This is a genomic window from Vibrio sp. L85 (assembly GCF_963871815.1).
Lineage (GTDB): Bacteria > Pseudomonadota > Gammaproteobacteria > Enterobacterales > Vibrionaceae > Vibrio > Vibrio harveyi.
The window spans coordinates 63,407-75,700 of record NZ_CAWMYL010000244.1 but is presented as its reverse complement, the minus strand read 5'-3'; the positions used below and the strand labels follow the sequence as shown (position 1 = coordinate 75,700).

Here is a 12,294-nt window from a genome sequence, read left to right as displayed (position 1 = left end):
CAGTGTAATTTGGTTGTTTGCCTAAAGAATGCGCCGAGTTTTTGAGTGAGAATAGCTACATTGATGAGTTGCGACTTGTTCCTCGCAGCGCGCTGTTTTCAGGAGAATGAAATGAAAGTTGTGATTGCCCCAGATTCGTTTAAAGAGAGCTTGACCGCTAAACAAGTGAGTGAGGCGATCAAGGTGGGTTTGTCTCGTGTTTGGCGAGACGCAGAGTTTGTCACGCTACCTGTTGCTGACGGCGGCGAAGGTACAGTTCAATCTTTGATTGATGCGACTGAGGGGGAGCAGGTTTTCGTGACCGTAAAAGGTCCGCTCGGTAATGATGTGAAGGCGTTTTACGGTATTCTGGGGGACGGCGAAACAGCAGTGATTGAGATGGCCGAGGCAAGTGGTTTGCATCTTGTGCCAAGTGATCTTCGTGACCCGAAAAACACCAGCAGCTTTGGTACTGGTCAGTTAATTTCGAATGCGCTTGATCGCGGTATTCAACGTTTGATCATCGGCTTAGGAGGTAGCGCAACCAATGACGGCGGTACGGGTATGCTCGCGGCGTTAGGTGTTAAGTTTCTTGACAGTGCTGGTCAGCCAATCACCCCCAACGGTGGCGGTTTGATTGAGCTAGCAAGCATTGACGTGTCTGGTCTCGACGCTCGCTTAGCTGATTGTGAGGTGCTGGTGGCGTGTGATGTTGATAACCCACTGTGTGGAGAGAAAGGCGCATCAGCAATTTTTGGTCCGCAAAAGGGCGCAACGTCAGCAGATGTTGAGCTATTAGATTCCGCTCTCAACAAATTCGGCGAACTGACAGAGCAAGTGACGGGCAAGCACGTTCTGACTCAAAAAGGCGCAGGTGCAGCCGGTGGTATGGGCGCGGCGTTGCTTGGTTACCTCCCAGCACGACTGAAGCCGGGTATCGAGATTGTGCTAGACATCGTAAAGCTCGCAGAGCACGTAGCAGACGCTGATATTGTCTTTACTGGTGAAGGTCGTATTGACCATCAAACCGTGCATGGCAAAACACCAATGGGTGTGGCGAAAGTGGCGAAAGAATATGGTTTGCCAGTGATTGCCCTAGCAGGCTGTACAGGTGATAACTTCCAAGCAGTCTACGAATATGGCATTGATGCGGTATTCGTGTGTGTGCCACGCGCAATGAGCTTGCCTGAAGCGATGGAAGAAGCGGATACAAACCTAGCCAATTTGGCAGAAAACGTGGCGAGGTTGTGGCAGTTGCCACACTAACTCTCGCTGTGTTTAGGAGCGATGAGCTGTGGAGGTTTGTGGTTTTCGTCGTTGCGGAAAACAGGCACAAAAAAGGGGAGGTGTTACCCTCCCCAAGCTAGCACATGATTGCGCCTACTGTTTTACTTCTTAGTTACCGTTACGATTGGTGCCGCCTTGTCTGCCGCATTGAAGTGGAAGTTGTAGTTTCCTGCTTCAGCAATCGTAATTTTAAGGTTTTTGCTACCGCCACCGGCATTCATGGTGACCGCTTTACCTAGCTCCACGCTGCCGTCACCACCAAAGTTGGTCGCATCAGCCCAGTCTGCGCTTGCGATCTTCATTTCGTAGCTGCCTGCTGCTAGAGCGATGTCTAGTGAGTAAACATCAGCGGCTACGTAAGAGAATTTAGCGCTAGAGTCTTCAGCTGGCGTATCCCAAGTGGTGATAGTGCCGCGTAAGAACAGTGACGTGTCACCAAACGTTGGCGCATCTGCTGCTTTCGTTACTGAAATTACTGGTTTTTCTACGCTTTCATCTTGAACATTCAGTGCGTTTAGAGTGAAGTTGTATTTGCCAGTTTCAGCCACTGATAGCTTACAGTTGCCCGCTGCACCTAGGTCTAAAGAGTCACTTGCTTGGGTTGCTGCATCACAACCGATGTTTGGATTTGACCAACCTGAATCTGCAAACTTGAACTCGTGCTCACCAGCTTCAAGTACACCTGTTACTGAGTACAAGCCATTGCCGATAAAGGTCATTGCCCAATCGCTGCTATCAGACCAACCGTTCATCGAACCCTTCACGTAAACCACAGTTTCGCCGTAAGGAGGAATGCTTGATACGTCTTTGTTGTCTTTGTTAACCGGTAGACCGTCGCCTTGTGCACCGCCCTGAGGCTGTACAAATACCGCTGTTGTTAGCGCAGGAACTGTGAACGTCTCACCCGCGAAGCTTGCACCTTTTACGATGTCGTCTGCTGAGTTCTTCTGAATCTCATGCAGTTCGAAACCTGTTGCACCTTTCACTGTGAAAGATTGCTCTTTAGACGTTGAGTTCACCACTGCCACAACGGCATCGTAGTTGGTGTCTAGGTCTTTACCTGCTGATTTACCGTCATCGATAGACATAACGATCAAGCCTTCTACTTGGTCTTTGCCTACGTTACGGAAATCGACGCGGTTCATTACTTCTTGTGCAGTATCTAAGCGGAACAGTTCGCTAGAGCTGCGGATTTTCAGTAGTTCTAGGAATTGCTTCTTAGTTAGCTCGATATCTTCAGCACTTGGTTTCGCAGAACTGTCACCAACGATCTTCTGGATAAGCTCCCAGTTTGCGCCATCTTTATCTTGACGAGGTAGACCGACGTTCCAGTTGTTGTCCGTACCGTTGAAGAACACACGGTTGAACCAGTCACCAGAATCGTAAGAGTCACGCTGCATCGATTTCGAACGTAGCAGCTCAGAACCCATGTGAATGAATGGAATACCTTGCCCCAACATTACCGTAGATAGAGACACGTTTTGCATACGAGCGCGTTCAGCAGAAGGGGTGCCTGTAGCAATCTTGTAAGCGTTGTTGTCCCAAAGCGTTTGGTTATCGTGCTTAGATACGTAAGAGATGTTCTCTGATGGCATCTTAGTGTAGCCCGCAGGTGCACCGTTGTAGTCTACGTTCTTACCAAGTTTAGTGTCGCCCTTGTAATCAAGAAGAACGAATTCAGCCAGGTTACCCGCCATACCTAGGCGAACAAGATCTTGGTTGTGTAGACGACCGTTTACTGAATCAGCGTCTGTCTTCGTTTCTTCGTTAGCGTATGCCGCGTTACCAAAACCTTGGTTGAAGCGAAGTGGGTGGTTACCTTCTGAGTCTTTACCGCCATCGAATGGGCTGCCGCCACGAACTGCATCACGTAGACGGTCCGAGAAAGTACCGATCTCTGTGCCAGCCATGTTGACTTGCGTTGCTTGATCGAAGCGAGCGTTTTGTGCCACTTCACCAAAGTCCCAACCTTCGCCGTAGAATAGTGTGTTAGGGTCAACTTTACGTACTTGCTCTAGCGCGTAAACCATCACGTCTTTTGGCTGGTGACCCATCAAGTCAAAACGGAAACCATCCACTTTGTAGTCGTCTGCCCATACTAACAATGAGTCAACCATCAGTTTACCCATCATTAGGTTCTCTGTTGCTGTGTTATCACAACAAGTTGAGTTCTCTACGCCACCCGTGTTTACGTTCAGGCGGTGGTAGTATCCAGGGACAATCTTATCCAGAACCGACTTATCATTTACGCCGGATGCGTTAGTGTGGTTGTACACCACGTCCATGATAAGTTTTAGCTTCATTTTGTGTGTTGCTTGAACCATTTCACGGAATTCAACAATACGCTTAGAACCATTAGGATCGGTCGCGTAGCTGCCTTCTGGCACTGTGTAATGGAATGGGTCATAGCCCCAGTTGAAGCTGTCTAGCATACGTAGGTCATTCATCAGAGCCTGAGCTGAACCCGTTGTTGGATCGTAGCTGTTTAGGACATCTTCAATGACTTTACTTTCGTTTTCTGTACCACAAACAGAAGCGGCTGGTTTAATGTCACAGAGTTTGCCAACCGTGTCAGTAATATCCACGCGGTTTGCTTCGTTTTCATCGACGGTAGCGATATCGAATGCTGGCAGAATGTGAAGCGTAGTGAGACCTGCGTCTTTCAAAGCTTGAAGGTGTGAAACTGATTCACGATCCGTTTCTGTCAGAGCAAGGTACTTACCATTGTATGCTTTGGTCCCTTTGGTATCGCTAAAGCTGAAATCACGTAGGTGCGACTCGTACAGTACGTGGTCTTCGTCTTTAGCAAGTTCAGGACGTTTGTAATCATTCCAACCTTGAGGTTTCAAGCTATCGCTGTCTAGGTCTACAACTTGTGAGTACAGAGAGTTTTGAGACAAGCTTAGCGAGTATGGGTCAGTAACAAGGCGGGTTTCTACAACACCTGTTGTTGGGTGGTAAACCTTAACTTGGTAACGATAGTATTTGTTTAATACGTCGCTTTGCGCTTCTGATGCCCAGATACCTGTAGCTGGATCTTCTGTCATCGCAACGGTTGCTTGTTCTTTCAAATCTGCATCGTAAATGATCAGGTCAACGTCTTGCGCTGTTGGTGCCCAAAGCTTGAATGTTGCTGCGTTGCCATCAACAATTGCGCCAAGTTCCTGACCGATTGCGTTACCTGCATCTTTGTTAGCAAATACGGCATCAAGTACGCCTGGTTTTTGTACTTCAGTTGCAGAAATAACATCGCCATCTGCGTTGTAAGCCACCATGACGATTTGCGATTTTAGAATGGTGTGAAGTACGTCAGCATCAACATCGATACCTGCTGCTTGTAGGCTAGAAAGGTGACGGAAACGTTTTTTCAGTGCTTCAGACAATTCGCCTGCTTTCGTCAGCTCAACTGCTGTACCACCAGTGATTTGCTTGTCTTCATCCATCTTGATGTCGTTAGTCAAGCTGTAGTAAAGCTTCATTGAGTCTGCATTCGCCGCCGCTTCCCAAGCGATGGTATTAGCATCTAGCCAATGCGCTTTTTGACCGTCAATTTCGACAGGACGCTCTTCGATTGGTTCGTAGTAAAGCTCGCTGCTGCCGTGGAAGCCGAACAAACCTTTCGATTCACCTAGCTTAGTCAGCTCAACTTTTGAGTTTGCACTGCCGAATGCCTTCTCATCGCCTTTGTGTAGGATGAAGTTCATACAGTTGTGTGGGTCAGATGCGTCTGGGTTCACTTTCAGAACGTAGTAAGCACCGTAAGTGTCACTGATGCCGTCGAATGGGCGAGGTGACCCCCAGTCCGTACCGCCCTCTGGGAGCCCCATTTCTTCAAGATCGGTACTTGTACAGCCTTCACCATTCCAAAGGTGTAGACCCCAACCTTCGTAATCGCTTGCTGATGATGCAGCTGCGACATCGCGTTTGTAATAGATGACAACTTCGTTCTCTCCCGCAGGGTGTAGACCAGAGCCAGGGTTTGTTGTGTCATCGCTTGTGCTATCACTGCCACAACCGCTGATGACTGCCACAGAAAGGAGCGGCAGTACGGTTTTAGCAATCGCTGATAATTTAAATGTTTTATTGTCCACGTTTACAAATCCATTGTTATTGAATTGATAATAGATTGGCAAAATGCCGAAAAGGAAATGTTCAACAAGATGCTAATACACTGAACTATCAGCAAAATGTGAGAGCAGGCAGTTAAGTTTTTTACAAGTAAAAATTTTCTGTCACAGTAGATTTTGTTCACAAATTAAATAATAAAACGGTCTCATAGTGAGATATTCAGCACAGCCTAAAGATGTAAATTTTTATAGGAGGAGAAAGGGGGGATGATAGGGGCGGAGAATGTCTAAGCCCCAAAACTGTGACTCATTTCTATAAAATTAGGGGTGTTATTTTTTAATTAAAAATAAGTTGCGGTGATATCGAATAAAAATTCGCCATACTCGACCAGTAAACTTCAGATTTTACCTACATGGTCGTTATATAATAGAGCGGAGTACGCCAAAGATGGCGCAATTATACCCCGAGTTAGAATTTTGCAGATTTTCCCAAGCGCGGAAAGTCTCGGTGAGCACTGACCTAAAAAGAGGCGGTTTATGAGTAGTATGGGCATTGCTATTACAGCAACTGGCCTTTCACTCATCCTGATATTTGTTTGGATGATCTCGTTGTCGATGCGTAAGCAACGTCTAGAGGCAGAGAGGAAAGCGCGTGAAGTGGCGTATCGCAAGGCGATGCAAAAAGCGCGCGAACAAGAACGTAAAGAGCGTGAGTTTAAGGCGGAGACCGGTCATATTCCGACAATTCTCTATTTAGCGAAAGAATCAGAGCGAGACAATCTCAAGCGCGCTCTGTATTGGTACGACAAAGCTGCCAAACTGGATAACGTCACAGGTATGTATGGTGTGGTGCGTTTGGCTGAGCGAATGCGTGAAGATGTTATCTTAAGAGAGCAAGCGAACTTTTGGCGTACTGCGATTGCCGGTATGGAAGGTGATATCGACGCGAAATTTGCAACGGGTAAGGCACTTTTGTCTGGACGTGGTACCGAGAAGAATATTCCCAAAGGGCATCAACTCATCGAAATGGCAGCAGATGAGGGTTGTATTCCTGCCATGTTGTATATGGGAGAATGGCAGTTATCACCGGAGAATACGGCAGGGCGTAGTGCTGATGCTTTGTTCTGGTTTATGAAAGCTGCCGAGCAAGACAGTGCTGAAGGTAAAATCCAAGTGGGTTTGTGTTATCTAAGAGGCACTGGCACTGATAAAAGCATGGTGAAAGCGTGTTATTGGCTTGAAAGAGCGGCGGAGAGTGGCAGCGCAGAGGCAATGTTTCACGCGGGAGAAGCGTGGAAAGATACGGGTAAAACAGGCAATGCGATTGCTTATATTTGGCTGTTTTTATCCGCGAACATGGGCTATGAGCCAGCACGTGTCGTTCGTGATGAAGTCGCAAGCAACATCGGCGTGGATGTTGTAGTGGGGCTGCAATCTATCGCTAAACCGCTGCAGAGGAAGCTCGCATCTGGTTTCGTCAAAAAGCACTCTATCATTCGTGCGTTAAACAAGGTCTACAAACGTGAACCTTACTTCCCAGATCAAGATGAACTCAATGAGTTGCTGAGTGAAGAACATCATGAAGAAGAAAGTTTGCTTGATGGCGCACCAGAGCTGAACTTTGATGCTGAGGTTCCACCACAGCAAGAGTTTGCTTCTCCACCCAAGCAACCATCAAAAGAAGTGCTCGACTTTACTCAGAACTTCTTACAGCCACAGAATCTCAACAAGCCTCATTCGTGAGGCTTTTTTATTGCCCGCGTTATAAGAAATTCCACCAAGTGCATATACCCAAGCATCTCTTAGGTATAAAGAGGTGAGTGATCTTTATGCAATTTTTCAACAGAAATCCATCACTTAATCACCTATCGTTATATAAATCGACAAATAGAGGGAAATCCCCCCTTGTTGGAAATACACGAATTAAGCTCCAATCCAATATTATTGATTAGCCAATAAAACGGCTATGAAAATAATTTGTTAGCTTAATTTGTGTTGATCTATCTAGATTCATTACTTTAACTAATATTAGCTATTAAGTTTTATATTACTAAATCTTAATTTCTATTTTCGGTTTTCTATTATCTCTATTGATCTTTAACTTAATTGAGCGCAATATACCCAAAAATAAAATAGCGCACACTCTGCGTATAAATACAGTAAGAAGCAACCTGTTATTATCCTTTTCAACATAAAGGGGCAAACTCACGCTCTTTTTATGTCTATTAGAGATTTGTGTATGTTGAGAATCATTAGTGCAGATAAGTTCATCTCTTCAAGGTTTATCTTGGAATACAGCAAAGTGGAATTTGCATCTTTGTTGGGAGTTTCCGTTGCTAAGATAACCAATATAGAGAATGGCAAAACATCGATTCCTCCGGTGTATGATTATGCCATCAACCACTTGCTCAGTGAGCACCCGTTTAAAGACAGCGCTGTTGAGGCTCTAAGCTCGCATGAAACGCTGAACTTCGCCCGTCGTGTGGATGTAAACAGTAAGGTGCAGCGCTTGTCTTGTAAGCGCTGTGACAGTCGAAGGTTACATGTTATGGCTGGCATGAGTGGTCTGTACTTTGTGGAATGTATGGACTGTAAGCACACCATGTACTCGTCTGGAATCGCGGTGAAACGGTATCAATTGTGGTCGAATAATGGCGTGAGGCTCGATAGCCATTTGTTTGATTAAACTGGCTCTCGCTGCTATCAAAGTAGAACCACCAAAGTAAAACAATAAAGTAAAAAGCCATCAGCAGAAATGTTGATGGCTTTTTGTTTATACCCAAGTAACCTCGATATGCTAGGTTCAGCGAGACTGACTTGGTTTGTAGACGCGGCGGCGATTTAAAGGTTTAGTGGGTCTAAATCAAGAATCGGCAACAAAGTATACAAGCCAAGGCAGCTCGCCCTTTGGGAGCGTGTCATTGACCCGATTGCTGCGTCAAACAACTTGGAAAGAGCTGGCTATTACACTGCGTTGTTTTCCTTGCTCTCGAATCAATGACAACGCTCTGAACCCTGCATCTTGAAGTTACTTGGGTATATAGTTTATAAATTGTTAAATATAAGCATATTTATTGTGTTTATTCTTGCTATTAAATCAATCTAGTAAAATATAGAGTGATGAAAATCGCAAAATTTTATTTTCTTTTGATTCCTTTTTTAATAATAACTGGTGAGGTCACATAATTCTTCACCTAAATTCAATTTAAGCCAAAATCTAATATCATTGGCTTATCGAAAGGAAAGTGATAAAGATCGCGAAATTTTATTTCGAGAAAATAAGAGTTTTAATTATGAACTAATAATCACGAAATTTGTTTTTTGAATTTTAAATATTAATTTCGTTTGTAATATCTGTGCTTGTCGTCTTTACAGAACAAATAAGAGATATTTCAAATGAAACGTTTAATTATCGGTGTTAGTAATTACATGCCAGAAGACTTCAGTTTATTATCTGAATCTTTGGATGAGCAATTTAACCGAACTTTAAAACCACTTGAGCACGTCGAATTAACTGACGTTGGCGCTGCAATTATTACTTCTGCAGATATTAAGGCTGGTCTACACAAAATTATTTCTGAAACGGGTTATGGCATTCCGGTTTTCTTGGTCACAGATGAAAACCCAGTTTCAGCAGAAGATTACGTATGGTTAACCGGCGTTATCGATTTGGAAAGACAGTCAATTGAATACTACGGTCGCCAAATCAATGAGGCTGTCACCAAATACGAATGTCGCCTACTTCCACCTTTCTTCAAACAATTGACTCACTACGTGGAAATGGGCAACTCTGCATTCGACTGTCCAGGACACCAAGGCGGCCAGTTCTTCAAAAAACACCCAGCAGGTAAACAGTTCTACGATTTCTTCGGTGAAAACCTATTCCGTAGTGACTTGTGCAACGCGGACGTTGATTTAGGTGACTTGCTGATCCACGAAGGTTCTGCTCACCAAGCTCAAGCACACGCAGCAAAAGTGTTCAACTCAGACAAAACCTACTTCGTACTTAACGGCACTTCGGCTTCAAACAAAGTGGTTTGTAACGCGTTAGTGACCGAAGGTGACTTGGTGATGTTTGACCGTAACAACCACAAATCAAACCACCACGGTGCATTGATCCAAGCGGGCGGTATGCCAGTTTACCTAGAAACAGCACGTAACCCTTGGGGTTTTATCGGTGGTATGGATGAGCACTGTTTTGATGAAGAATACATCCGTGCTCAAATAGCAAAAGTGTCACCAGAACGTGCTCGTGATGAACGCCCATTCCGTCTTGCGATCATCCAATTGGGTACTTACGACGGTACCATCTACAACGCACGTTACGTGATGGATAAGATTGGTCATCTATGTGACTACATCCTATTCGACTCGGCATGGGTGGGCTACGAGCAGTTCATTCCTATGATGAAAGACTGTTCTCCACTGCTACTGGATCTGAAACCAGAAGATGCGGGTGTGATTGTGACTCAGTCTGTTCACAAGCAACAAGCAGGCTTCTCTCAAACCTCGCAAATCCACAAAAAAGACCACCATATCAAAGGTCAGGCTCGCTACTGTAACCACAAACGCTTCAACAACGCGTTTATGATGCACGCGTCAACTTCACCATTCTACGCGCTGTTCTCAGCATTGGATGTGAACGCGAAGATCCACGATGGTGAAGCGGGTCTACGCCTATGGCGTGATGCGGTTAAGACGGGTATCGAAGCACGTAAAGAAATCCTGAAAAGTTGTGAGCTGATTCGTCCGTTCATTCCTGACCAAGTTGATGGTCAACCATGGGGCAGTTACGACACCGATCTTATCGCAACCAATAAGAAGTTCTTCATGTTCGAGCCAGACGCAAGCTGGCATAAATTTGAAGGCTACGGCGAAGGTCAGTACTTCGTTGACCCATGTAAATTGCTACTCACTACAGCCGGTATTGCTGAAGATGGTAGCTACGCAGACTTTGGTATTCCTGCAACGTTATTGGCTAACTTCCTACGTGAGAATGGCATCATCCCTGAGAAGTGTGACTTGAACTCTATCTTGTTCCTTCTCACTCCAGCAGAGGACATGGGTAAGATCCGTCATCTTGTGGCGCAAATTAACCGCTTCGAGAAATTCATTCGTGATGATGCGCCGCTAAACATCGTGCTTCCTCGTGTTTACGAAGCGAACAAAGAACGCTACCGCGGTTACACCATCCGTCAGCTATGTCAGGAAATGCATGACATGTACAAAGAGCTGAACGTGAAACAGCTACAAAAAGCGATGTTCCGTAGCGAATACTTCCCAACTATGGTGCACAAACCAGATGTGGCAACACGCAAATACTTCCGCGGCGAGTGTGATTACTTACCTCTGAAAGAAGCGGTAGGTCGTGTCGCAGCAGAAGGTGCGCTTCCTTACCCTCCAGGCATTATCTGTGTGATCACGGGCGAAATCTGGACTCAACAAGTGGTCGATTACTTCTTATCTCTAGAAGAAGGCATCAACCGATTCCCAGGCTTCGCACCAGAGATTCAAGGTGTGTACCTAGAAGACGTCAATGGTCGCACCACCGCCCATTGCTACGCCCTTAAAGATTAATCTACCCCGTTCGCATCGTGACTTGGTTGTCGCGGTGCGAACCGTTTATTCGTGGAGAATAATTTATGAGTACTGAAACTAAAAAAATGTCGGTGGTGCAGCTAACCATTCTGACATTCATTAACATGGCTGGCTCGGGCATCATTATGCTGCCAAGTAAGCTGGCGCAAGTGGGCACGATTTCGATTCTATCTTGGCTGATTACTGCGGCGGGTTCATTGGCTCTTGCCTATGTATTTGCAAAGTGTGGTCGCTTTAGTAAACGTGACGGTGGTATGAACGGTTATGCGTCGTACGCGTTTGGTAAATCGGGTGCGTTTATGGCGGGTTGGACCTACGGTTTGTCATTGTTGATCGCCAACATCGCGATTGCGATAACCTGTGTTGGCTATGGATCTGCGTTTTTTGAGGTGACCTTGTCGCCAGTAGAGACCTGTCTGTACACCATCGCTATCCTTTGGATTTGTACCTTCGCTAACTTTGGTGGTGCGAAGATTACTGGTCAAATCGGCTCGTTTACAGTCTGGGGCGTTATCCTTCCTGTATGTTCTTTGGGTATCGTTGGTTGGTTCTACTTTAGCCCAACCATGTACGTAGAAGCGTGGAACCCACACCACCTACCATTTGGTGAAGCGGTAAGTGCGTCGATCGCGATGACACTTTGGGCATTCCTAGGTCTTGAATCGGCTTGTGCGAACTCAGAAGCGGTAGAAAACCCAGAGAAGAACGTACCAATCGCAGTATTGGGCGGTACGCTGATTGCGGCAGTGGTTTACATTGTTTCAACCAACATCTGTTCTGGTATCGTAGCGAACTCTGAGCTTGCTGCCTCTACAGCGCCATTCTCAACAGTATGGACAGTGATGCTAGGTTCTACGGCGGGTAAAGTGGTTGCGGGTATGGCAGTTCTTGCTTGTGCAGGTTCACTATTGGGTTGGCAGTTCACTATCGCGTCAGTATTCAAATCATCTTCAGATGCAGGCTTCTTCCCGAAACTGTTCTCACAAGTTGATAAACGCGGTACACCAATCAAAGGCATGGTGGCTATCACGGTTATCCAATCGGTGCTTTCTTTAATGACTATCTCGCCAACATTGAACGAGCAATTTGAAGCACTGGTTAACCTGGCGGTAGTGACAAACGTTATTCCTTATATCCTATGTATGGGCGCAATCTTCATCATGCAGCAAGTGGCGCACGTGCCTGAGCGCGAGATGAAGACAACGAACATCATCGCTCTGATTGGTTCTCTGTACAGCTTCTATGCGTTGTACGGTTCTGGCTACGAAGCCATGATGTGGGGCTCTATCGTTACCTTCCTAGGTTGGAGTGCGTACGGTCTGATCGCTTCCAAACACGAACCTCTCGTGAACTAAGTTTTTTC

General features: G+C 45.8%; 6 protein-coding genes. 5 read left to right on the top strand and 1 reads right to left on the bottom strand.

Annotation, left to right across the window (positions count from 1 at the left end):
* Positions 1–111: 111 nt before the first annotated feature.
* Positions 112–1,245, top strand: a complete 1,134-nt coding sequence (locus AACR11_RS24550) for a glycerate kinase (protein WP_029788609.1) — start codon at positions 112–114, stop codon at positions 1,243–1,245.
* A 122-nt stretch (positions 1,246–1,367) separates the two neighbouring features.
* Here AACR11_RS24550 and pulA read toward each other — a convergent pair whose 3' ends face one another.
* Positions 1,368–5,357 carry a pullulanase-type alpha-1,6-glucosidase gene (pulA, locus tag AACR11_RS24545; RefSeq protein ID WP_029788610.1) on the bottom strand — a complete coding sequence of 1,330 codons (3,990 nt, stop codon included), beginning with the start codon at positions 5,355–5,357 and terminating at the stop codon, positions 1,368–1,370.
* A 513-nt stretch (positions 5,358–5,870) separates the two neighbouring features.
* Here pulA and AACR11_RS24540 point away from each other — a divergent pair.
* From AACR11_RS24540 to potE, 4 genes are all read left to right on the top strand, one after another.
* Entirely contained in the window at positions 5,871–7,076 is a 1,206-nt protein-coding gene (locus AACR11_RS24540) for a tetratricopeptide repeat protein (RefSeq protein ID WP_005447367.1), read from the top strand.
* 496 nt (positions 7,077–7,572) lie between these two features.
* A complete protein-coding gene (locus AACR11_RS24535; protein WP_005447369.1) occupies positions 7,573–8,019 on the top strand; it encodes a helix-turn-helix domain-containing protein in 447 nt (148 codons plus the stop codon).
* A 710-nt stretch (positions 8,020–8,729) separates the two neighbouring features.
* Positions 8,730–10,910 carry an ornithine decarboxylase SpeF gene (speF, locus tag AACR11_RS24530; protein WP_005429232.1) on the top strand — a complete coding sequence of 727 codons (2,181 nt, stop codon included), beginning with the start codon at positions 8,730–8,732 and terminating at the stop codon, positions 10,908–10,910.
* 65 nt (positions 10,911–10,975) lie between these two features.
* Complete coding sequence (potE, locus tag AACR11_RS24525; protein WP_005447372.1) at positions 10,976–12,286, top strand: putrescine-ornithine antiporter; 1,311 nt, start codon at positions 10,976–10,978, stop codon at positions 12,284–12,286.
* Positions 12,287–12,294 lie beyond the last annotated feature (8 nt).

Excerpts from the sequence above, each read along its gene's own strand:
- AACR11_RS24550 (WP_029788609.1), top strand. The coding sequence starts at position 112 with ATGAAAGTTGTGATTGCCCCAGATTCGTTTAAAGAGAGCTTGACCGCT.
- AACR11_RS24540 (WP_005447367.1), top strand. The coding sequence starts at position 5,871 with ATGAGTAGTATGGGCATTGCTATTACAGCAACTGGCCTTTCACTCATC.
- AACR11_RS24535 (WP_005447369.1), top strand. The coding sequence starts at position 7,573 with ATGTTGAGAATCATTAGTGCAGATAAGTTCATCTCTTCAAGGTTTATC.
- speF (WP_005429232.1), top strand. The coding sequence starts at position 8,730 with ATGAAACGTTTAATTATCGGTGTTAGTAATTACATGCCAGAAGACTTC.
- potE (WP_005447372.1), top strand. The coding sequence starts at position 10,976 with ATGAGTACTGAAACTAAAAAAATGTCGGTGGTGCAGCTAACCATTCTG.